The organism is Streptomyces sp. NPDC051218 (assembly GCF_044455475.1).
Taxonomy (GTDB): Bacteria; Actinomycetota; Actinomycetes; order Streptomycetales; family Streptomycetaceae; genus Streptomyces.
Genome location: NZ_JBITEU010000016.1, coordinates 72,425 through 95,027 on the forward strand (window position 1 = coordinate 72,425; position 22,603 = coordinate 95,027).

Sequence of the window (22,603 nt, forward strand, 5' to 3'; positions counted from 1 at the left end):
CCTTCCCGGAGGAAATGTGCAGCACCATCCCGTCACGGTAGTGACCGGCGGCAGCCGTGGCATCGGCGCGGCCATCTCTGCCCGCCTCGCCGCGAACGGCCATCACATCGCCATCGGTTACCACTCCGAGGCCGGGGCGGCGGAGAAGGTGGCCGAGACCGTCCGCGCGGCGGGGGCAGGCGGCGCCCGCTGTGTCACCGTCCGCATGGACACGGCCGACGAGGCGGACGTCGACCGCCTCTTCGAGACCGCCGCCACGGAACTCGGCCCGGTGACGGGACTGGTGAACAACGCGGGAGTCGGCGCCCCGGTGGGCCCCCTCGCGGACGCCGATGCCGCCGCCATGCGCCGGGCACTGGACGTGAACGTACTGGGCTACCTCCTCTGCGCCCGCCGCGCGATCCGCGACATGAAGCGGACCGGCGCGGGCGGCGGCATCGTGAACATCTCCTCCGCGGCGGCGACCCTCGGCGCCCCGGGCGAGTACGTCCACTACGCCGCAGCCAAGGGCGCCGTCGACACGATGACCGTCGGCCTGTCGAAGGAGGTCGCGGCGGACGGCATCCGCGTCAACGCGGTCGCGCCCGGGGTGATCTGGACCGAGTTCCACGCGGACCCCGAGCGCCCGGGGAAGCTCGCCGCGGGCATCCCGCTGGGGCGTGCGGGCGACCCCGACGAGATCGCGGCGGCCGTCGCCTGGCTGCTCTCGGACGAGGCGTCCTACGCGACCGGCACGATCCTGCGGGTGGCGGGCGGAAGGTGAGCCGACCGGCGTGAACCAACCGGAACGAGCCGACCACCGGGCCTGAACCAACCGGCACGCGCGCGTGCCGCAGTCCCTACGCTTGGCGCATGATCACCGAAATCGCCCGCATCGCCCCGGACGTCGTCATGCGCCCCGCCACGCCGGAGGACGCGGAGGGCCTCGCGCGCTCCCGTGCCCGCAGCCGTGCGCATCTGGAGCCGTGGGAGCCCAGCAGACCCGAGGACTACTTCACCCGGCAGGCGCAGGCGGCCCGGCTCCATGCCCAGTTGGAGGAGTGCAGGGCCGGGCGGACGGCTCCGTGGGTGCTCGACCGCGACGGGGACATCGTCGGCTCGGTCACCATGTCCAACATCGTCCTCGGCCCGCTGCGCAGCGGAAGCCTCGGCTACTGGATCGACGTCGACCACATCGGCCGAGGCCTGGCCACCGCCGCGGTGATGTTCGCCTGCCGGTCCGCCGACACCGAACTCGGCCTGCACCGCGTCGAGGCCGGCACCCTCCTCGACAACGTCCCCTCGCAGCGGGTCCTGACCAAGTGCGGCTTCGAGGAGTTCGGTGTCGCGCCGGAGTTCCTGCACATCAACGGCGCCTGGCGCGACCACCGGCTCTTCCAGCGGATCCTCAACGACCGCACCCCGTAAGGGAATCAGGGAGCTAGATGATGTCCTCCGCGATCTCCGCCTGCTCCCGCTCCGACCCGTACGCCGACGGTGTGCTGTAGGAGCGCCGCGCCACGAACCACCACACCGTGGCGAGGGTCAGCACCACGACGAGCGCGATCGACGCGTAGTTCATCGTGTCGACCGTCACCGGTGAGGCCTGCGGCAGACAGAACAGGACGGTCACGAAGCCGACCCAGACCACCGCGACCCAGCCGATCGGCTTGCTCCAGCGGCCCAGGTTCCACGGCCCCGGCTGGAAGCGGTCGCCCGCCCGCAGCCGCAGGAAGATCGGGATGGCGTACGCGGGCGTGATGCCGATGACGTTGATGGCGGTCACGGCCGTATAGGCGGTCGTCGAGTACAGCGACGGCAGCGCGATGACCGCGGCGAGACCGACCGAGAGCCACACCGCGGGCACCGGCACCTGCGTACGGGAGCTGACCTTGCGCCACACCTTCGAGCCGGGCAGCGCGTTGTCGCGGCTGAACGCGAACACCATCCGGCTCGCCGCCGCCGTCTCGGCGTTGCCGCAGAACAACTGCGCCACGATCACGATCAGCAGCAGGGCCGTCGCGCCGGACTCGCCGAGTGCGTCGATCATGATCTGCGCCGGCGGTACGCCGGTCTCGCTGTCCTGCGTGCCCGCGTAGTCCTGGATGGCGAACGTCAGCCCGGCGAGCAGGACGAAACCGGCTATCCACGACGCCCAGATGGCACGCACGATGCCGCGGGCCGCGGTCACCGAGGCGTTGGAGGTCTCCTCCGAGAGGTGAGCGGACGCGTCGTACCCGCAGAAGGTGTACTGCGCGAGGAGCAGCCCGATCGCCGTGACATAGAGCGGGTTGTCCCAGCCGGTGTCGTTGACGAACTCACCGAAGACGAACCCGGGCGACTGGTGGTGGTCCGGCACGATCGCGAGGACGCCCACGATCACGGCGACACCGGCCACGTGCCACCACACGCTGATCGAGTTGAGCAGACTCACCAGGCGCACGTTGAAAAGGTTCAGGACCGCGTGCAGCAGAAGGATGCAGAGGAAGATCAGGAAGGTCTTCTCCGGCGTCGGCGTGAAGCCGAACTTCAGGTTCAGGAACGCCCCGGTGAAGAGCGCCGCGCCGTAGTCGATGCCTGCTATCGCGCCCAGCAGACCGAGCAGGTTCAGCCATCCCGTGTACCAGCCCCAGCGGCGCCCGCCGAGCCGGTCGGCCATGTAGTAGAGGGCTCCCGACGTCGGGTACGCGCTGGTGACCTCGGCCAGGGCCATGCCCACGAAGAGCACGAAGAGGCCGACGCCCGCCCAGCCCCAGAGCATCACGGCCGGGCCGCCGGTGCCGAGCCCGAAGCCGTACAGGGTCATGCAGCCGGAGAGGATGGAGATGACGGAGAAGCTGATGGCGAAGTTGCCGAAGCCGCCCATCCGGCGCGCCAGGACCGGCTGGTAGCCGAGCTCCCTGAGCCTCTGTTCCTCGTCGGGCAGCGGGGCCTCGGTCGATGCGGGGCTCGACCAGGTGGTGCGGGACACGGATGTACCTCCGTCGGGGAGCGGGGATGCGGGGGAGCGAGTGGTACTTGAGCGGTGGTACTTGAGCGGTGGTACTGATCCGGGCTGAGGCGCGGCCGGGCGCCTCAGCCCGGATCTCGTACGGCGAGCAGACAGCGCGTACGTGCCTGGGTGAACGCCTCGGCCGCCGCGTCGGCATCACCGGGCGACCGCGTGCGGTACGTCCACGGCGCCACGGTGTAGAAGGGGTCGAGCACCTCGAACACCCGCACCGCTTCCTGGAATTGATGCGCGCCCCATAAGGCGTGGGCCAGGTGGTTGAGGTCGAGGAGCGAGGTCGCTGCGGGCGGCGCGTGGTCGAACCACAGGTGCAGTGCGCGCAGGGCGGAGCGGGTCGCGTCCTCCCCGATCCAGTGCAGATCCAGGGCGTGCTCGGCGCCGCCGTCCTTGCGGTACCGCTCGACGCGCACATACAGGGGCAGTACGTGCAGGGCCGAGCCCGCGGGCGCCGAACCGGACGCCCAGTGGGCGAAGTTGACCGCTTCGGTGAGCGGACCTCCGGGGCGGCGGGCGTAGGCGAACTGCAGCATCCGGTGGTAGGCCTCGCGGTTGCCCGGGTCGCGCTTGTCGGCCTCGGCGAGCAGATGCCAGGGACCGGGGAACAGCATCGGCTCGGGGGCGGGCACCCGGTGTTCGTCCCACCGCTGTCCCTTGTCGAGCTGCGCGAGGGCGAGCAGGCAGACCCACGGCACGGGGTCCTCGGGCGAGGCGTCGATCGTGGCTCCGCACGCCGCTGCCGCCTCGCGCCACAGCTCGTTGGTGTGACGGTGTCCGCCGCGATGGGCGCGCAGGGTCCGCTCGACGAGGACCCTGGTGTGCAGAACCGCTGCCGCGGCGCTGTGCGGTTCCTCGGCCTGCCAGGTCCTCACCACGTCGGAACCGGCGACGGCGGCGGCCAGGATCTGCGTACGTTGCGTCCACAGCCCCCAGTCGGGCGTCGAGTCGAGCAGGTTGCGCGCCGACACCCAGCGACCCGCCTTGAGGTCCTGGAGCACGGCGCGCAACTGTTCGTCGTGGCCCGCCGGGTGGTACACGGGGCGGCCTGACGGAGTGGGCATGAATCCTCTGTGGGGGAAGAGGGTGTGGTGGGCAGGGGCGGGAACTGGCCGGTGACGAAGTGATGTTGTTCGGCGGTCAGTGTAGATCTGTAACTTCCACGCACAGGACGGTTCTTGGATCTTTTGGGATCGTTTTGTGTTCAACGCGGCGCGCCGGTTGGCGATTTGGGAGAAAGCCAGGCGCCGGTCGGCCCTTCGAGGGGCTCTTGACGCCTTCCCGGACGCTGTAGCAGGCTTCCGCGGTGATCACCAACGGCAGAGGACCGCGCGGCGAGGCTGTCCTCGCCATCGATCAGGGCACCTCCGGCACGAAAGCTCTCGTCCTCTGTCCGGACCGCGGCGTGATCGGTTCCGCCGCCGCCTCCGTACGGCCGCGTCACCTGCCCGGAGGGCGGGTGGAGGTCGATCCGGCGGCGCTGCTCACCTCGGTCGTCGACGCGGGCCGCCGCGCCCTGGTGGACGCCGGGGAGCCGGTCGCCGCGGTCGGTCTCGCCAACCAGGGAGAGACGGTGCTCGCCTGGGACCCCGCATCAGGCCGCCCGCTGACCGACGCGCTGGTGTGGCAGGACCGGCGAGCGGAAGCACTCTGCACGGAACTCGACTCTTACGCCGCAGAGTTGAGGCAGCTGTCCGGTCTTCCCCTCGACCCCTACTTCGCCGCACCCAAGATGGCGTGGATACGCCGCCACCTCACCAGGGAAGGCGTCGTCACCACCAGCGACGCCTGGTTGATCCACCGGCTCACCGGCGAGTTCGTCACCGACGCGGCCACCGCGGGACGTACCCAACTCCTCGACCTGGACGACGTCGTGTGGTCGCCGCGCGCCCTTGATGTCTTCGGCCTCGCCGACGAGCGGCTGCCCCGCGTCGTCGACGCGGCAGGCCAGGTCGGCACCACGAAAGTCTTTGGCCCCGAACTCCCGCTGACCGGTCTCCTCGTCGACCAGCAGGCCGCGCTGCTCGCCCAGGACGTGACCGAGCCGGGCACCGCCAAGTGCACGTACGGCACCGGCGCGTTCCTGCTCGCCCACACCGGCTCCCGGCCGCGGCGCGGTGACTCCGGCCTGGTCAGCTGCGTCGCCTGGCGTCTGGCGGGGAAGAGCAGTTACTGCCTCGACGGTCAGGTCTACACGGCCGCGTCCGCCGTCCGCTGGCTCACCGACCTCGGCGTGATCGAAGGGGCGGCGGACCTCGACCCGGTGGGCTCGTCGGTGCCGGACGCGGGCGGCGTCACGTTCGTACCCGCGCTCGCCGGGCTCGCGGCGCCCTGGTGGCGGGGCGACCTGCGAGGTTCGATCACCGGACTCGGCCTCGACACGGCCCCGGGTCATCTGGTCCGCGCCCTGTGTGAGGGGGTCGCCGCCCAGGTGGCCTCCCTCGCCGACGCCGTGGCCGCCGACCTGGGCGAGCCCCTGACGAGCCTGCGCGTCGACGGCGGCCTGACCCGCTCGGCCCTTCTGATGCAGACCCAGGCCGACCTGCTGCAAATCCCGGTGGAGGTATCGGCGTTGCCCGATGTGACCGCCCTCGGCGTGGGCGTCGTCGCCCGCATGGGCCTCGATCCGAAGCTCACGGTGCGCGACGCCGTCCCCCGGTGGCGGCCCGCCACCGTGTACGAGCCGAAGATCGACGCCACGCAGGCCGCCGAGCGCCTCGGGGACTTCCGCTCGGCGGTCGGCGCGCTCCTCGACCGCGCGCCCGCCCCGTCGTCATGAGCGTCACCACCAAGGGTCCGCTGCCGGCCGAGCCCTACGACGTGACCGTCGTCGGCGCCGGGGTGGTCGGCTCGGCCATCGCCCGGGAACTGGCCGGCCACCACCGGCTCCGCGTCGCCCTGGTGGAAGCCTCCGGCGACGTGGGGGACGGCACGTCGAAGGCCAACACCGCGATCCTGCACACCGGTTTCGACGCAGTGCCGGGCTCCTTGGAAGCCCGACTCGTACGCGAGGGCAGTCGTCTCCTCGCCGCGTACGCCGCCGATTCGGGCATCCCCGTCGAACCGGTCGGCGCGCTCCTCGTCGCCTGGAACGAGGAACAACTGAGCGCGTTGCCGGGCCTGTTGCAAAAGGCGGAACGCAACGGCTACGACGAGGCCCGCATCATCGGAGCCGACGAGGTGCGCGCCCGCGAGCCCCACCTGGGGGAGGGAGCCCTGGGCGCGCTCGACGTCCCCGGCGAGTCCATCATCTGCCCCTGGACGACGACACTCGCGTACGCCACCCAAGCCGTTCGAGGGGGTGTGGACCTGCACCTCAACAGCGAAGTGCAGAAGGTGAGTTCGTCTACCGGCGCTGACGCCCAGTGCCACGAACTGAGCACCCCCCGCGGGATCGTACGCACCCGCTACCTCATCAACGCCGCAGGTCTGCACGCCGACGCGCTCGACCGGCGGCTGCTCGGCCGTGGCGAATTCACGGTGACCCCGCGCCGTGGTCAGCTCATCGTCTTCGACAAGCTCGCCCGTGACCTGGTCAGCCACATACTCCTGCCCGTACCGACGGCGCTCGGCAAAGGCGTCCTCGTGGCGCCGACCGTGTACGGGAACGTCCTTCTCGGCCCCACCGCCGAGGAGTTGGACGACAAGGGCGCGACGCATACGACCCAAGACGGCCTCGCCGACCTGCGCGCCAAGGGCCGGCGCATCCTGCCCGCGTTGCTGGACGAAGAGGTCACCGCGGTCTATGCCGGGCTGCGTGCGGCCACCGAGCACGACGACTACCAGATCCACAGCGCACCGGAAGAGCGGTACATCACCGTCGGTGGCATCCGGTCCACGGGCCTCACCGCGTCGATGGCGATCGCTGAGCACGTCGTCGGCCTGCTCGCCGACGCCGCGGGCCCCGACCTCGACCTGACGGTGGGCGGAAACCTGGACCCGGTGAGCATGCCGAACCTCGGAGAGGCGTTCCCCCGCCCCTACCAGCGCGCCGACCTCATCGCGACCGACCCCGCCTACGGCAGCATCGTCTGCCACTGCGAGCGCGTGACCCGAGGAGAGATCAGGGACGCCCTCATCAGCACGGTCCCGCCCGGATCACTGGACGGCCTGCGGCGCAGGACGCGGGCGCGCGGTGGGCGCTGCCAGGGGTTCTACTGCGGAGCGGCAGTACGCGAACTCTTCGAAGGCTGGGGCGAGTCGGGGGCGGCGCGATGAGGCGGCAGCGGAGCGTGGACGTACTCGTGGTCGGCGCGGGCCCCGCGGGACTCGCCGCGGCCGTGAGCCTCGCCGGTTCGGGCGCGGGCACGGTGGAGGTGCTCGAACGGGAGGCGCGGGCGGGCGGGATGCCGCGCCACTGCCACCACGGCGGATTCGGGCGGTGGGGTGCGGCGACGGGACCGCGGTACGCGGAGGAACTCGTCGAGGCCGCGCTCGGTGCCGGAGCGGCCGTGCGGGCCGGGGTGAGCGCCACCGGCTGGTCGGGTCCCCTCTCCTTGGACACGACGGGGCCGCACGGCCTGGAGCGGATCACCGCGCGTGCCGTGGTCCTCGCCACCGGCGCGCGCGAACGGCCTCGGACGGCGCGGCTCGTGCCGGGGTCGCGCCCGGCGGGGGTGTTCAGCACGGGGGAGTTGCAGCAGGCGGTCCATGTCTACCGGCAGGAGATCGGGACCAGGGCGGTCGTCGTGGGGGCGGAGCCGGTGAGTTACGCGGCCCTGTCCGCGCTGCGGCGCGCGGGCGTCGAGGTGGCCGCGCTCGTCACGGAGGAGGCGCGGGCCCAGGTGAGCCGGGGCCGGGCCGCCGCGGCTCGGGTGCCGCTCCTCACCGGCGTATCGGTGGCCGAACTTTTGGGGCGCGAACGGCTGTCGGGGGTGCGGCTGCGGCGGCACGACGGTCGGGAGCGCGTGCTGGCCTGCGACACGGTGGTGTTCACCGGTGACTTCATTCCTGACCACGAGCTGGCTCGGCGCGGAGGCGTGCTCCTCGACGCCGGGACGAGGGGCCCGGCGGTGGACACGTCGTTCCGTACGGCGTCCCCGGGCGTCTTCGCGGTGGGCAGCGGGGTGCACGCGGTGGAGCCGGCGCGGGTGGCGGCGGGGGAGGGGGTACGGGTCGCTCACGCGGTGCGAGGGCATCTCGGCGGCGGGGGGTGGCCGTGCGGTGCGGTGCCGGTGGTGGCGGATGCGCCCCTGCGGTGGGTGGCTCCGAACCGGCTCGTGCCGGGTGCTCGTGGGGGTCGCTTCGTCCTGCGGACGGCGGAGGCTCTGGTCTGCCCTGTTCTGGTGGTGAGGCAGGACAGGCGGTGCTTGTACCGGCAGCGGGTGCTGGGAACGGCTCTTCCCAACCGGGGGTTGTACCTCTCGGGGAGTTGGGCCGGGAAGGTGGACGCGGGTGGGGGGCCGGTGCGGGTGGCGGTCGGCTAGGGCCTCCTCAAACGCCGGAGGGCTGAAAGACATGTCCGGACCGGCGAAATATCCAGCCCGTCCGGCGTTTGAGGACGAACTCGGCGAAGCCGGTGATGACGGCAACGAGGCCCCCGCGCCGAGCGGGTTTTCGGGAAGGGGCGGGGTTGGGGAAAGAGAACCGCTCTTCCGCCCAGCGCAGCCTCCCCGTAGACTAAAACTAGCAGCGCTAATTTACGTACAGCTGAACCGCAAACGATCCGGAGCCGTATCGTGCGCCCAGTCCACTTCGCCGCAGCCCGCCGCACCCCCATCGGGAAGCTCCGCGGCGCCCTCTCCTCCGTACGCCCGGACGACCTCGCCGCCACCGTCGTACGCGGCCTCCTCGCGGGGACCCCCGACCTTGACCCCGCCCGGATCGACGACATCTACTGGGGCGCCGCCAACCAGGCGGGCGAGGACAACCGCAACGTGGCCCGCATGGCCGCCCTCCTCGCCGGTCTGCCGGAATCCGTGCCCGGCGCCACCGTGAACCGCCTCTGCGCCTCCGGCATGGAAGCCGTCACCGCCGCCGCCCGCACCATCGCGTCCGGCGAGGCCGACGTCGTCCTCGCGGGCGGCTCCGAGTCGATGAGCCGCGCTCCCTTCGTCCTGCCACGCCCTGACGAAGCGCTGCCGCACAAGATGGAGACCGCCGACACCCGCCTCGGGTGGCGCCTGGTCAACCCCGCGATGAAGGACCTGCACGGCGTCCTCGCCATGGGCGAGACCGCCGAAGAAGTCGCCGAGCGCCACGACATCTCCCGCGAACGCCAGGACACCTTCGCCCTCCGCAGCCACCAGAAGGCCACCGAGGCCCGCAAGAACGGCCACTTCGACGACGAGATCCTCCCCGTCACGCTGCCCGACGGCACCCTCGTGGACCGCGACGAATGCGTCCGTGAGGACACCTCGTACGAGAAGCTCAGCGGCCTGCGTCCCGTCTTCCGCAAGGGAGGCACCGTCACCGCGGGCAACGCGTCGCCGATGAACGACGGCGCCGCAGGCCTCCTCCTGGTCAGCGAGGAAGCCCTGAACAACCTCGGACTCGAATCCCTCGGGCGGTACGTCGCGGGTGCCTCCGCCGGCGTGCATCCGGACGTCATGGGCCTCGGGCCCGTCCCCGCCACCCAGAAGGCACTCGCCCGCGTCGGCTGGTCCATCGGCGACATCCAGGAGGCCGAGTTCAACGAGGCTTTCGCGGCCCAGGCCCTCGCCTGCGTCGACGCCCTGGGCATCGACCCGGAGCTGGTGAACCCGACCGGCGGCGCCATCGCCATCGGCCACCCCCTCGGCTGCTCGGGCGCCCGCATCCTGACCACGCTGCTGCACCGCATGCGCCGCACCGGCGCGGACCGCGGCCTCGCCACGATGTGCGTGGGCGTCGGCCAGGGCAGCGCCCTGCTCGTCGAGCGCGGCTGACCCCCTCCCGCAAGGCCGCACTGAACGCCGGCTCAAGGCTTCACGGAACAACGCTCAAGGCTGCACGGAACGCAAGGAAACGGAGCACCACCCATGGCCACGCTGTCCCTCGCCGCGATCCTCGCCGAGCCCGCCCGTCGCCGGCCGGGCCGCACCGCTCTGGTCGAGAATGAACTGCGGCTCACCTTCGGTGAGTTGTGGGAGCAGGCCCGCGCGCAGGCGGCAGCGCTCGTGAACCTCGGCGTCCGGCCGGGGGACCGCGTGGCTCTGATGGCGCCCAACACCGCTGAGTTCCCGCGCGCCTACTACGCGATCCTCGCCGCCGGCGGCGTCGTCGTCCCCGTACACCTCCTGCTCTCCGCGGAGGAGGTCGAGCACGTGCTGCGTGACAGTGGCGCCACCCTGCTGCTGTGCCACCCCGCGCAGGCCGGGACGGGCAAGGCCGCTGCCGCCGCCACCGGCGTACGGATGCTGACCCTGGGCGAGGGCGGTGAACTGGAGACCCTGGCGGGGGCAGCCGAGCCGCTGCCCAGCTACGTCACCCGCGAGGCCGACGACCCCGCCGTCGTCTTCTACACCAGCGGCACCACCGGCGTCCCCAAGGGCGCCGTGCTCAGCCACCTCAACCTCGTCATGAACGCGACCGTCTGCGCCTTCGACGCCCACGACGTGCGCAGCGACGACATCGCGCTCGGCGCGCTCCCCCTCTTCCACGCGTTCGGCCAGACCGTCTCGATGAACGCGACCTGGCGCGCGGGCGCCACGCTCGTCCTGCTGCCGCGCTTCGACGCCGCGCGGGCCATCGAGCTGATGGCGGCGGAGGGCGTCAACACCTTCCACGGGGTGCCGACGATGTACGTGAACCTCGTGGCCGCCGCTGCCACGGCGGCCGAGCTTCCCGCGCTGCGGCTCGCGATCTCCGGCGGCGCCTCGCTGCCCGTAGGCGTACTGGAACGCTTCGAGCAGGCCTTCGGCGTACCGGTCTACGAGGGGTACGGGCTCTCCGAGACCTCGCCCACCGCCTCCGTGAACCAGCCCGTCTTCGGCACCAAGGCGGGCAGCATCGGCCACCCGCTGTGGGGCGTCGACGTGGAGATCGCCCGCGCCGACGTCGAGGGACGGATCGAGCTGTTGCCGACGGGGGAGCTGGGTGAGGTCGTGGTCCGTGGCCACAACGTCTTCTCCGGCTACCTGGGGCGCCCGGAGGCGACCGCCGAGGCCGTCGTCGACGGCTGGTTCCGCACCGGTGACCTCGGGACCAAGGACGCCGACGGGTTCCTTGCCATCGTCGACCGCAAGAAGGACGTCATCATTCGCGGCGGCTTCAACGTCTACCCGCGTGAGGTCGAGGAGGTGCTCATGCGCCACCCGGACGTCGCGCAGGTCGCCGTGATCGGTCTGCCCGACGACGTGCACGGCGAGGAGATCTGCGCCGTCGTCGTCGCGGCGCCCGGCTCCGCGCCCGACGCCGGACAGATCACCGAGTGGTCCAAGGAGCACCTGGGCCGCCACAAGTACCCGCGCCGCGTCGAGTTCACCGGCGAACTGCCGCTCGGCCCCAGCATGAAGGTCCTCAAGCGGGAGCTGCGCGTCACCTACAGCGGGGCGTAGGTTTCGCCCCGGCATGGACATATCTCTCTGGGAATTCGCCGCGCTCGCCGCGGCCGCGGTGCTCGTCGGCTTCTCGAAGACCGCCGTCAGCGGAGCCAACACGGTCAGCCTCGCGGTCTTCGCCGCGGTCCTGCCGGCGCGCGAGTCGACCGGCGTCCTGCTGCCCATCCTCATCGCGGGCGACGTCCTGGCCGTCCTCACCTACCGCAGACACGCCCACTGGCCCACCCTGTGGCGGCTGTTCCCGGCCGTCGCCGGTGGCGTGGTCGTCGGCACGGTCTTCCTGATGTGGGCCGACGACGCCGCCGTCCGTACGTCGATCGGGGCGATCCTGCTGCTGATGGCGGCGGTCACGCTGTGGCGCCGCAGGGCCCCTGCCGCCGAGGACGACGAGGTGAAACCCTCGCGCGGCTCGCGACTCAAGGCCCCCTCCTACGGCGTGCTCGGCGGCTTCACCACCATGGTCGCCAACGCGGGCGGCCCGGTCATGTCGATGTATCTGCTCTCCGCGGGCTTCCGGAAGCTCGGCTTCCTGGGGACGTCGGCGTGGTTCTTCCTCATCGTCAACTCCTCCAAGGTGCCGTTCAGCGTGGGCCTCGGCCTGATCGACGCGCACTCGCTGCTGCTGGACGCGGCGCTCGTGCTCTTCGTGATCCCGGGCGCCCTCATCGGCAGGGCGGCCGTGCACCGGATCAACCAGCGTCTCTTCGAGCAGCTGGTGATCGGGGCCACGGTGCTCGGCGGCCTCCAGCTGCTGCTGCGCTGAACTGCTCGAACCCGGCCGCGAGCCGCCGCGTAGCCTCGGGGTCATGCATGTGCTCGTCCTCGGCGGAACCACCGAAGCCCGCAGGCTCGCCGCCGCCCTCGCCGCCCGCCCCGGAGTCCGGGTGACCACGTCCCTCGCGGGGCGCGTCGCCCGCCCGGCCGCGCTCGAAGGAGACGTACGCATCGGGGGGTTCGGCGGCGTGGACGGCCTGTCCGCCTGGCTGCGGGACCACGAGGTGGACGCCGTCGTGGACGCCACCCACCCCTTCGCCGCCACCATCAGCGAGCACGCGGCCCTGGCCGCGGCGGCCACCGGTGTGCCGTCCGTCATGCTGTGCAGGCCGGGCTGGCGGCCCGAGCCCGGTGACCCCTGGCACGAAGCAGCTTCGCTCGCCGACGCGGCGGCGCTGCTGCCCGCGCTCGGCCGCCGCGTGTTCCTGACCACGGGCCGTCTCGGCCTCGCCACCTTCGCGGACGCGCACGCGGTCCCGGGCCTGGCGGAACTCCACTTCCTCGTACGCTCCGTGGAGCCGCCGGAGCCGCCCCTGCCCCGCCACACCGAGGTGCTCATCGACCGCGGGCCCTACACCGTCGAGGGCGAGACGGCGCTGCTGCGCGAGCACCGCATCGACGTCCTGGTGACCAAGGACAGCGGGGGCGCCGCCACGGCGGCCAAACTCACCGCCGCCCGCGTGCTGTCGGTGCCCGTGGTGATCGTGCGGCGCCCGCGTCCCCCGGAGGGTGCGACGGTGCTGCCGGACGAGAAGAGCGTCCTGTCATACCTGGGCGTCGCCTCGGTCAAGTGACCTGATTCGTCGGCCGGTTAGGTGTCGCGCGGCGGCAGCCACTGGGTGATCCGGTCGAACAGGTCCCTCAGGGGCTCGCCGACCGACTGCCCGAACTCGGTCAGACCGTAGGTGACTTGGGGCGGAGTCGTCGGCTCGACCTCCCGCCGCACCAGGCCGTCCTTGACCAGCGCGCGCAGGGTCTGAGAGAGCATCTTCTCGCTCATGCCGTGGATGCTGTCGCGCAGCTCGTAGAACCGAAGGTCGTTGCTCCGCAAGGAGATCAGTACCCAGATGCCCCACCTGCTGGTCACGTGGTCGACCACGTCGCGCGCGGGGCAGTCGGTGTGAAACACGTCATACCGCTTGGCCGACTCGGTGTGCGTCAGCTGCGCGCCTTCACTCATGTCCGGAGCTTACCTCCAGGTACGTCCTTACGAAAAGTAAGCCGGGTTCCTAACGTCAACTCCCACAGCACACAACGGATCAGGAGCTGACAATGATCGTGGTGACCGGAGCCACCGGGAATGTGGGCCGACCCTTGACGCAGGCCCTGGCCGACGCGGGCGAGCAGGTGACGGCGGTGTCGCGGCACGCGACGGCGCTGCCGGACGGAGTCCGGCACGTGGCGGCCGACCTGGCCGAACCGGCAACCCTCGCACCCGCGTTGGAGGGAGCGAAGGCCCTGTTCTTCTTGCTCTCCGGCGACCTTCACGCTCCCGACGCCGACCCGGCAGGCATCATCGACCTGGCCGTCGCCGCCGGGGTGCGGCGGATCGTCCTGCTCTCCTCGCAGGGTGTGGCGACCAGACCGCTCGGTCCGTCGCGGGTCGCGGTCCGGGCGGTGGAGGACGCGGTGCGGGAATCCGGCCTGGACTGGGCTCTCCTGCGGCCGGGCGGCTTCGCCTCCAACGCCCTGGCCTGGGCGGAGTCCGTACGCACGCGGCGGACGGTCGCCGCACCCTTCCGTGACGTGGGGGTGCCGGTCGTCGACCCGGCCGACATCGGCGAGGTCGCGGCGGCCTGTCTGCTGGATGACCGGCACACCGGCGGGGTGTACGAGCTGACGGGCCCGGAGGTGATCACGCCGCGTCAGCAGGGGGAGGTGATCGCCGCGGCGGTCGGCTCGCCCGTGGGGTTCCACGAACTCACCCGCGAAGAGGCCAGGGCGGCGATGATCCAGTTCGTGCCCGCGGAAGTCGCCGACGACACCCTGGACATCATCGGCGCCCCGAATCCGGCCGAACTGCGGATCAGCCCGGACGTGGAACGGGTCCTCGGCCGCGCCCCGCGCTCCTTCGACGACTGGGTCGCCCGGCATCTCGCAGCGTTCCGCTGAGACAGGACCTTCGGACGAGCCCGCGCACCCGGTGCCGTCAGGCCTTGCCCGACGGCACCGGGACCGGCCGCCTCGCCTCGGGGGCCAGGCCATGCTCCAGGTCCTCCACGAGCAGCCGCTTCGCGATCACATCGACCGCCTTGACGAGGTCCTGGTCGGCGGGGCGGCCGCTGTCCTTCTCCACCTGCTCGCCCAGCCACTTGGCCCACGCCCTGCCGATCACGTCGGCCTCGCGTTCACCGGCGGGGGTGTGTGAGAAGAGCATCCCGGAGCGCGTCAGGAAGCCTTCCTCGACCATGCGGTCGAAGACCGGCACCAGGACTTCCGCCGGCAGGTGCCGCCGGGCGGCGATCAGGCTCAGATTCGAGTGACCGACCATCCGGTCGAAGAGCGTGACCTGCATGACGGCCCACGCGCCCGCGACGTCGAGCCGGGTGTCGGAGTCACGCATGATGCGACGAGCGGTATCCATGCCGGTACTGCGGATGATGTTGCCGACCGTCAGCTCGAGCACCCGGTCCGAGCTGCCGCTCGACGTGGGCGACGCGAACCCCTCGCCCATGTCCGACGAACTCATCCGCGCACTGTCCCGCAGCCGCACCTGCTTGAGGAAGAGGGCGACGAGGAACCCGAGCAGCGCCACGGGCACCGTCCACAGGAACACGGTGTGCAGTGTGTCGGCGTACGCCTTGATGATGGGCGCGGCCGCCTCCGCGGGAAGATCGTGCAGCCCCTGCGGACTCTGCGCGGCCTTGGCCACCACGGCGGGGTCGGCGGCCCCGGCCTGCGCCGCCGCGGCGACCCCGTCCTCCAGGTTCGGCTTCAGCGTGTTGGCGTAGATGGTGCCGAACACGGCGGTGCCGAAGGAGCTGCCGAGCGTACGGAAGAAGGTGACCCCGGAGGTCGCCGTACCCAGGTCCGAGTAGACGACGGTGTTCTGCACGGCGATGGTGAGGACCTGCATGCAGAGCCCGATACCGGTACCGAGGACGAACATGTACAGCGATTCGAGCCAGGTGCTGGTCTCGCTGCCCATGAGCGAGAGCAGATAGAGCCCGAGAGCCATCACCAAGGCGCCGATGATGGGAAAGATCCGATAGATCCCGGTCTTGCTGACCACATTGCCGCTGAAGATCGACGCGATGAGCAGCCCGATCACCATGGGCAGCGTCCGCACGCCCGAGATCGTGGCCGAGTCCCCGTCGACGTACTGCAGATAGGTGGGCAAAAACGTCATCGCGCCCAGCATCGCGAAGCCGACGATGAAGCTGAGGACCGAGCAGACCGTGAAGACGGGGTTGGCGAAGAGCCGCATCGGCAGCATCGGTTCAGCGGCCCGCGTCTCGACCACGCAGAACAGCCCGAGCGCGATCGCGCCGCCCACGAACAACGCGATGATCGTGCCCGAACCCCACGCGTACTGGTTGCCGCCCCAACTCGTCGCCAGGATCAGGGCGCTGGCACCGATCGCGACGAACGCGATGCCGAGATAATCGATGACTGGACGCACCGCCGACTTCACGACGGGGATGTTCCGCGCCGCGGCGATCACCACGACGATCGCGATGGGCACGTTGACGTAGAAGGCCCAGCGCCAGGTCAGATGGTCGGTGAAGAGCCCGCCGAGAAGCGGCCCGATGACGGTGGCGACCCCGAAGACGGCACCGATCGCACCCTGGTACTTCCCGCGCTCGCGCAGCGGGATCACGTCGGCGATCAACGCCATCGAGGTCACCATGAGCCCGCCCGCACCGATGCCCTGCAGCGCGCGCCAGGCGATGAGCAGCGTCATGTTCGTCGACAGGCCGCACAGGAACGAACCGGTGATGAAGACGATCGCCGAGACCTGGAAGACGATCTTGCGCCCGAACAGGTCGCCGAACTTGCCGACCAGGACCGTGGCGACGGTCTCGGCGAGCAGATACGACGTCACGACCCACGACATGTGCTCGGCGCCGCCCAGATCCGCCACGATCGTGGGCAGCGCGGTGCCCACGATGGTCTGGTCGAGTGCGGCGAGCAGCATTCCCAGCATGATCGTCACGAAGACGATGTTGCGGCGACGCTTGTCCAGGACGGGCGGCCCCTGGGCAGGGGCCTCGGCGGCGGGCTCGGCGGTGGTGGTCACCCCGTCACCCTCACACCGCGCATGGGCGTGTGCATGCGGGGCCGGTCCGGTCCGGTGACGGCGGCCCTGCGGGCCGCGCGCCCGTTCGCTCAGTCCAGGTTGCGGCGCAGCAGATAAGTGTCCATGATCCACCCCTTGCGCTCACGCGCCTCGGCCCGGAGGGTCTCGATGCGGGGACCGGCTTCGTCGAGCGGACCGGAGACGAGGATCTCGTCGGCGGTCCCGATGTAGGCACCCCAGTAGATGTACATGTCACTGCCCTCCGCCCCTTGGTACTGCCGGAACGCCTGCTGGGCATCGAGCATGACCACGACATCATCGACACCCTCGGGGAAGCCGCCGTCGGCGAGACGGCGCCCGGTGGTGATCTGCACGGGGCGCGCGACGCGGTTCAGGCCGGTGCGGTGCCTGGCGGCGAGCGAGGAGACACTGCTGATACCCGGCACGACGTCGTACGAGAAGGTCAGCTCGCCCCGGTCGAGGACCTCCTCCAGGATCCCGAGCGTGCTGTCGTACAGCGCGGGGTCGCCCCACACCAGGAACGCGCCGCACTGATCCGCTCCCAGCTCATCGGCGATCAGCCGCGCGTAGATGTCCGCACGGCGGCTGCGCCAGTCCCCGACGGCGGGGGAGTAGTCAGCGCCGCCCGCCTTGCGGTCGCGCGCGGGGTCCCGTGCCTCGACCACCCGGTAGGCGCCGTCGGCGCGGTGCGCGTCGAGGAGATCACGCCGCAGCTGGACCAGGTCGTCCTTCTCCCCGCCCTTGTCGAGGATGAAGAACACGTCGGTGCTCTTCAGAGCCTTGACGGCTTGCAGGGTCAACTGGTCGGGGTCGCCCGCGCCGATGCCGATGACATGAATCTTTCGCACGCCGAGAGTCTGCCGTACGGACGGGTCACGGGGGTGGGCGGGTCGCGCCGCCGCGTGGGCGGTGCTGTTGTGCCCGGGGCGGCTGTGAGGTCCGGCCTTGCGGCGTCACGCGCGACCGGCCGTGCCCCGCCGATCGGAGCGGTCGGTCATGTCGGCGCGACCAGGGCCCACCACGCTCCACCGCGTCAGACGCCGTCGGCGCCGCGCAGCCGTGGTGCGTGCTCGGCCGCGTCCACCGTCCGCCCGTCCGCCTCTTCCGGGGTCCCCTCTACCAGGGACTCCGCCAACTGCTGTGCCCACGACACAAGTCCGTCCACGTCGATCCCGTACGGCCGCTCCTCCCGCTTCGCCGCGCCGATCGCGCCCGCCCCCCTGAGCAGCAGCCGCGCCCCGCCCGTGAGGTTGCCGCGGGCGGAGTGGGTCAGCCCAACGGCCAGCTGCGCGAGCCCCTTCCACAGGTCACGCTCGTCCTCGGGCCCCGACTTCCAGGCATCCTCGAAGACCTCGTGCGCGTGGAAGGGGCGACCGGCGTCGAGCAGCGCCTGCGCCTGAGTGACGGTCTCCTCGGGGGTACGCGTGACCCCTTCGGGCTGCCGTTCCACGCCTTCGGTGCCGTACGGCAAAGGCCGCCCGAGACCGTCACGCGGCCGCGCGTTACGGGCCCGCCCTTCGGTGTCACGGTCACGGCCACGGTCATCACGGTCATCGGGTCGAGGTGCGGTGCTCATACGGCGATTGTCCCTCGCCAGGCGTCCGGCGGGGGGCGAGGACCACTACCGAACGTGGGGTAAAGTTCTGTCTGCGCGATCACGCAGAACACCGCGGGACACGCGCACCGGGACGTGGCGCAGCTTGGTAGCGCACTTGACTGGGGGTCAAGGGGTCGCAGGTTCAAATCCTGTCGTCCCGACGGAAACGTCGCAGGTAGGGGCCATCTTCGGATGGCCCCTACTTCGTGTTTGGGAGCAATTCTGGGAGCGGGGAGCCGCTCCCTGTGCTCCCAGGGAGCGGGAGTCTGGGAGCGACGTCAACCGGCGGTCGACGGACGGTCACCGATCCGGTCGCTCCCAGGGAGCATCTCCGCTGCCCGGCCTGGTGGACGAGACAAGGGGTCGCATTGTTCGCCCCCTTGTCCGAATACTCGTCATGGGGCCGTGCTCCCACTGGACCCCTTGACGGTTTTCACCGACCCCATGTCTGCGGGGGCTCCCTGTCTCGGTGCACACGTCATCCAGAGGTTGAACGCGGTGGCGAGATGCGGTGCAGGTCGGACGGGGTGGTGGCTGGGCACGCCTGCTCCTGTAGGTCCCCTTGTCACGGCGCAAGTGGATGCTGGCGTCTGTAGGGCGCCGTATAGAGATACTGATACTCCGGGCGGGTGTGTGTCTCTCCCGGCGTGGCCGGGCCCACGCGCCGAGGAGCCTGGGTCGTACTCGCCATACTTGAGGAAGACGGCGACCGCTGAGGGTCTTCGGCTCGTGAGGTGCCAGAGAACCAGGATGGCAGCTGCTGTACATACGGTGGTGCTGCTTTCACTGCAGCCTTCTTAACGTAGGGCTCGCTCGACGGGAGAGGGCCCGCTGTCGAACTGAGGGCCAGCGGGAATGACACAGCCGCCCTGGTCGCGTACTGAGGCACCGGTCGAGCGGCGGCCGGGCACCGCGGCTGGGAAGAGGTAAGCCCGCGGATAGCCGCGCGGGCCCTGCCTCAATCTGGGGCTGTCTGGGCTCCTGTGGTCTGTTGAAGGCAAACCCTTCGGTAAGCCTCACGACGTATCGCCGCTAGCAACAAGTCTCTTGGTCCTCGTGCCTCCACCACGGCGGTGCGGCAGGCGAGTGGGTGGGCGTTCTGGGCGCGGGCCTGACTTCTGAACAGTTCAACTACTGGCGCCGCCATCACTTTGGGTGGAGGAGAGCCCGAAGTTCTTGGCCCACGTTGCCACTACGAAGGCGGCGGCAACCGTGGCGACCGCAACGCCGAGCCCGGACGACGACAGGGCAAGAGCGGCGACAATACCGCCAAGCACTAGCGTGAAGACCGTAAGCGCTAGGGTCTGACGCCGCCACGCCGTACGCGCACGATGCTCGCTGAGAAGGTTCTCGTCGTCACCAACGACGGATACGAGATCCCGGAGGTTCGGCCCCGCCAAGACCGTCAGCAGCCGTCCTACTTCACCGATTGCCTGCTGCCGGCCGTCGTCCGTCCGGTCAAGTTCAATTGCGTCACGCAGCGTGCGTACGTGCGTTGCGGCGGCCGCATAATGCCGCACGACCTGAGGCATGGGGTTCCTCCCGTCAGGAAGGGCCCGTTTGACGGCGTATTTCTCCAGGGCGCGAGCGAGGTCCTCCAGAGCATGTACGGCTGAGATGTGGGGGGAATGAAAGGGTTCCTTGCCCGACGGCTCCCGTCCAGACGCCTCGAACGGCACCAGTAGTGCCTCGTAGGACCGACGCGCGGCGGCGGTCACGACCTCGGTCGTCCAACGCTGCATCCCAGGGCCCATGGCCAAGAGGTTTAGTCCGATCGTGAGCAGCGCTGGCACTAGCAGGGCCACGCCCGCTAGAGGCACACGCCACGAGGACCAAGCACTGGCCATGAGGGAGAGCGAGAGCGCTCCGCCGGCGTTGAAGGACAGCATGGAAGTACTGATGATCTTGACCGCAGAAGCCCTTGATGATGCCTGGAAGAGCACGTCGTCACGCTGCATGTAGTTCAGGGCTGGCTCCGGCAACGTGGCCAAGTTGCTCGAGCTGATCTTCGACTCCAGATCAGTCCGTCGCTCGACTGCGCGCTTCAACGCCCAGTGCCACACCACACGTTCGAGTAGCGTCCGTCTGCCCCGCCGCTGAGACGTCGCCGTCATCATCAGTGCCCAAAGCGACATCGTCCAGGCAGTGATGGCGAGCGCCGCCATATCACCTCGGGTCATGCGTCCCCCTACACATCGCTAGGCTTGGGGCGGCCCTGTGCTGTTTGCTGGCCGACCACAACCCGTTTACACAGGTGCGCCGTTGAGACGCTTCGGTTACAAGCACACGCCCAGACACCGACGCGAGAGGCCATCGTGCCCCCCCTGCCCATCACCCGTCCTACACACCGCAACCGAGACCTTTTTCGAGGCCCTTCGCTCACTCTGGCGCCCGGCCGTCTGGCTCCGCTCGATGACCATGCTTGCCGAGGGCTGCGTCCAGGGAAGTGGTGTACGGGTTCGACCTGATCCAGGGGTTTGCTCCGGCATTGCGACTATGCCCGCATAGTTGAATGGCCACCGGCTGATCTTTGAAGTGGTGAACCAGCGACGAACGCGTCAATCCCCGCACCGGCTGGTGCCCGCGCGAGTGGGACACCTGCGCTAGAACCGTCGAAATGGCCATCCCCAAGCTGAGCCGGGGCAGTTACTTCCCGCGCTGGCTTATCGAACGACGCCGCCGCACCGAATAGGTTGGTGCCGGTCAGGTATGTGAGACGAAGCAACACAAGCACTCACCCTCCCCCATCGCCGAAGGTGCTCCTAAGTTGCATGGACGACAGTTTCGGCAGGCGCAGAGCTGTGGACGAGGGGCAGAGGGAACGTATTGCCCCTGGAGGTGTCGTCGGACGGATCTGAGGCGGTCGCCGCTCAGTCTTCTCCTTTAACGCGCCCCATCAGGCGGTTGATCTGCTTGTCGAGGTTGCGTACCTGGGTTGAGTCGGATCCGAAGGTGGCGACCAAGAGAGGGCGGACCGCTTCGAGCTCCGCCAGTGCTTCGTCTTGATGTCCGGAGGCGGCGAGCATCTGGGCGATGACGAAGCGCGACTCGCGGATTTGGTCTGCGGTGTCGCGGCTTGCCGAGGAGTCGGCGTTCTGTACGTAGAAGCGGAGTTGGGGCAGTGCCTTGTCCGGCTTGCCGATCTCTGCGTACGCGTGGCCCGCGTGGTAGGCGCAGTCAAGTACGTACGAATCGGTTGAAGGTAGATGCTTGTGGTAGTCGCGGCCGACGACTTGGAAGAGCGAGGCGGCGCGGGTGTACTCGCCGGCGTAGAAATGTGCGGCGGCGAGGAAGTGGCGCAGGCGCAGGTCCAGGAACGGGTCGTGGGCAGCGCGGGCAACACCGTCCTCAAGAAGTCGGATGGCCTCGGAGGGATGATCGTTGTCCAGCAGTACCCGAACGTTGGCCTGCAGCTCTTCGGCCTCACCATCGGTGAGCCTACCTCGGACGGTGGGCTGCTCCCGCTGCTTAGCCGGGGCCAGGAGGGGACGGCGGAAGGGGCGCGTCGGGTCTCGGCTCTCGTCGCCGCTCGTAGTCGGATCGCTCGGGGCCGATGCCAGGGGCAGAAGGGCCTCGTAGACGGCCTCTGCCGATGGCCTCTCCTGCGGGTCCTTCGCGAGCATCGACGCCAGCAGCGCGTCAAGAGCGACTGGGACGTCTGCTCGTCGGCCTTGGGCAGAGGGGGCAGGTGTCTGCAGATGGTGGGCCCGCAGCGGCATGCTGTCGGTCCCGTGGAAGGGCACGTCGCCAGTCAGTAACTCGCAGAGCAGGCAGCCGAGCGAGTAGATGTCCGAGGCGACAGTCACCGCCTTGCCGAGACACTGCTCCGGAGACATGTAGGGCGGGGTTCCGACGGTCTTGTCGATCTGGGTCAGACGCGGCAGCGCGCCCGCGCCGCGCAGGATGGCGATGCCGAAGTCGAGGACCTTTACCAGGCCGCCATTGACGAGTATCACGTTGGAGGGCTTGATGTCGCGGTGGACGATGTCGACGCGGTGCACGTCGGCCAGTACCGCCGCAATCTGCGCCGCGATCGACGCCGCCCAAGCCACGGTCGGCGCCGCGTCGGCGTAATCCGAACGGTCGAGAACCGCCTCCAGCGTCGAGCCGCGCAGCAGCTGCATGACGAGCCAGAGCTGCGCGCTGCCATCGGGAGCGGTCTCGACACCCGTGTCATAAACCGCAGGGATCCCAGGATGCTCTAGCTGTGCGGTGGTACGGATCTCGCGTAGGAACCGCTTGCGATCGCGCTCCAGACCGTCGAGGATCTCCGCCGCCTCAGGACTGTCAGGCAAAGCCGGGATCGCGGAGGTCGACGAGGGGCGAAGCACCTTGATCGCGACGCGTCGGTCCAGACGCTCGTCGTAGCCGTGGAACACCTCGCTCATGCCGCCGCGGCCGATCGAACCGTCCACCCGGTAGCGCCCTGCGAGCAGCGGTCTCTCGGCCGATTGTTCCGTACTGTCCGTCACGCCCCACCACTCCTACCCCGAGATCTACAGAGCGTA

The 22,603-nt window shown here is 70.0% G+C and carries 18 protein-coding genes, 1 tRNA gene and 1 pseudogene; 12 read left to right on the forward strand and 8 right to left on the reverse strand.

The window, feature by feature from the left end; genetic code table 11:
- Positions 1-16: 16 nt before the first annotated feature.
- Positions 17-763: an SDR family oxidoreductase gene (locus tag ACIBCK_RS36650; RefSeq protein ID WP_399397388.1), complete on the forward strand. Its 747-nt coding sequence runs from the start codon at positions 17-19 to the stop codon at positions 761-763.
- Positions 764-852: 89 nt separating this feature from the next.
- Positions 853-1,407: a GNAT family N-acetyltransferase gene (locus ACIBCK_RS36655; protein WP_399397390.1), complete on the forward strand. Its 555-nt coding sequence runs from the start codon at positions 853-855 to the stop codon at positions 1,405-1,407.
- Positions 1,408-1,420: 13 nt separating this feature from the next.
- Here the strand turns inward: ACIBCK_RS36655 and ACIBCK_RS36660 are convergent, their stop codons facing one another.
- Positions 1,421-2,950 (reverse strand): amino acid permease, encoded by a 1,530-nt coding sequence (locus ACIBCK_RS36660; protein ID WP_399397391.1) that lies wholly within the window; start codon positions 2,948-2,950, stop codon positions 1,421-1,423.
- A gap of 104 nt (positions 2,951-3,054) precedes the next feature.
- Positions 3,055-4,047 carry a hypothetical protein gene (locus ACIBCK_RS36665; RefSeq protein ID WP_399397393.1) on the reverse strand — a complete coding sequence of 331 codons (993 nt, stop codon included), beginning with the start codon at positions 4,045-4,047 and terminating at the stop codon, positions 3,055-3,057.
- A gap of 242 nt (positions 4,048-4,289) precedes the next feature.
- On the opposite strand from ACIBCK_RS36665, the gene ACIBCK_RS36670 reads away from it, so the two are divergent.
- The 7 genes from ACIBCK_RS36670 to ACIBCK_RS36700 all read left to right on the forward strand — a co-directional run bounded on the left by ACIBCK_RS36670 (position 4,290) and on the right by ACIBCK_RS36700 (position 13,031).
- The gene (locus tag ACIBCK_RS36670; protein ID WP_399397395.1) at positions 4,290-5,762 is read left to right on the forward strand and encodes an FGGY family carbohydrate kinase; all 1,473 of its coding nucleotides are present in this window, start codon (positions 4,290-4,292) and stop codon (positions 5,760-5,762) included.
- Positions 5,759-7,201 carry an FAD-dependent oxidoreductase gene (locus ACIBCK_RS36675; RefSeq protein ID WP_399397396.1) on the forward strand — a complete coding sequence of 481 codons (1,443 nt, stop codon included), beginning with the start codon at positions 5,759-5,761 and terminating at the stop codon, positions 7,199-7,201. The genes ACIBCK_RS36670 and ACIBCK_RS36675 overlap by 4 nt, the downstream gene beginning before the upstream one ends.
- Complete coding sequence (locus tag ACIBCK_RS36680; RefSeq protein WP_399397398.1) at positions 7,198-8,409, forward strand: FAD-dependent oxidoreductase; 1,212 nt, start codon at positions 7,198-7,200, stop codon at positions 8,407-8,409. Before ACIBCK_RS36675 ends, ACIBCK_RS36680 begins: the two co-directional genes overlap by 4 nt.
- A 252-nt stretch (positions 8,410-8,661) precedes the next feature.
- A complete protein-coding gene (locus ACIBCK_RS36685) occupies positions 8,662-9,849 on the forward strand; it encodes a thiolase family protein (protein WP_399397400.1) in 1,188 nt (395 codons plus the stop codon).
- Between the two features lie 93 nt (positions 9,850-9,942).
- Entirely contained in the window at positions 9,943-11,460 is a 1,518-nt protein-coding gene (locus ACIBCK_RS36690) for a long-chain fatty acid--CoA ligase (RefSeq protein ID WP_399397402.1), read from the forward strand.
- A 13-nt stretch (positions 11,461-11,473) separates the two neighbouring features.
- Entirely contained in the window at positions 11,474-12,226 is a 753-nt protein-coding gene (locus ACIBCK_RS36695) for a sulfite exporter TauE/SafE family protein (protein ID WP_399397404.1), read from the forward strand.
- A gap of 43 nt (positions 12,227-12,269) precedes the next feature.
- Positions 12,270-13,031: a cobalt-precorrin-6A reductase gene (locus tag ACIBCK_RS36700; RefSeq protein WP_399397406.1), complete on the forward strand. Its 762-nt coding sequence runs from the start codon at positions 12,270-12,272 to the stop codon at positions 13,029-13,031.
- Between the two features lie 17 nt (positions 13,032-13,048).
- Here ACIBCK_RS36700 and ACIBCK_RS36705 read toward each other — a convergent pair whose 3' ends face one another.
- Positions 13,049-13,417, reverse strand: a complete 369-nt coding sequence (locus ACIBCK_RS36705) for a winged helix-turn-helix transcriptional regulator (protein WP_399397407.1) — start codon at positions 13,415-13,417, stop codon at positions 13,049-13,051.
- Between the two features lie 92 nt (positions 13,418-13,509).
- On the opposite strand from ACIBCK_RS36705, the gene ACIBCK_RS36710 reads away from it, so the two are divergent.
- Positions 13,510-14,349: an SDR family oxidoreductase gene (locus ACIBCK_RS36710; protein ID WP_399397408.1), complete on the forward strand. Its 840-nt coding sequence runs from the start codon at positions 13,510-13,512 to the stop codon at positions 14,347-14,349.
- A gap of 37 nt (positions 14,350-14,386) precedes the next feature.
- Here ACIBCK_RS36710 and ACIBCK_RS36715 read toward each other — a convergent pair whose 3' ends face one another.
- The 3 genes from ACIBCK_RS36715 to ACIBCK_RS36725 form a co-directional block, all read right to left on the reverse strand.
- A complete protein-coding gene (locus ACIBCK_RS36715; RefSeq protein ID WP_399397410.1) occupies positions 14,387-16,477 on the reverse strand; it encodes an MDR family MFS transporter in 2,091 nt (696 codons plus the stop codon).
- Positions 16,478-16,566: 89 nt separating this feature from the next.
- On the reverse strand, positions 16,567-17,346 hold the full coding sequence (gene cobF / locus ACIBCK_RS36720; protein WP_399397411.1) for a precorrin-6A synthase (deacetylating): 780 nt from the start codon (positions 17,344-17,346) through the stop codon (positions 16,567-16,569).
- A gap of 185 nt (positions 17,347-17,531) precedes the next feature.
- Positions 17,532-18,074 (reverse strand): DUF309 domain-containing protein, encoded by a 543-nt coding sequence (locus ACIBCK_RS36725; RefSeq protein WP_399397413.1) that lies wholly within the window; start codon positions 18,072-18,074, stop codon positions 17,532-17,534.
- Positions 18,075-18,182: 108 nt separating this feature from the next.
- Between ACIBCK_RS36725 and ACIBCK_RS36730 the strand changes: the two genes are divergently transcribed.
- Positions 18,183-18,256 (forward strand) — tRNA-Pro (locus ACIBCK_RS36730).
- Between the two features lie 966 nt (positions 18,257-19,222).
- Here the strand turns inward: ACIBCK_RS36730 and ACIBCK_RS36735 are convergent.
- Positions 19,223-20,275 (reverse strand): hypothetical protein, encoded by a 1,053-nt coding sequence (locus tag ACIBCK_RS36735; RefSeq protein WP_399397415.1) that lies wholly within the window; start codon positions 20,273-20,275, stop codon positions 19,223-19,225.
- A 365-nt stretch (positions 20,276-20,640) separates the two neighbouring features.
- Here ACIBCK_RS36735 and ACIBCK_RS36740 point away from each other — a divergent pair.
- A pseudogene (locus tag ACIBCK_RS36740) lies at positions 20,641-20,784 on the forward strand (transposase); the annotation flags it as partial.
- Between the two features lie 181 nt (positions 20,785-20,965).
- Here the strand turns inward: ACIBCK_RS36740 and ACIBCK_RS36745 are convergent.
- Positions 20,966-22,567, reverse strand: coding sequence for a protein kinase (locus ACIBCK_RS36745; RefSeq protein ID WP_399397416.1), 1,602 nt, complete (start codon positions 22,565-22,567; stop codon positions 20,966-20,968).
- Positions 22,568-22,603 lie beyond the last annotated feature (36 nt).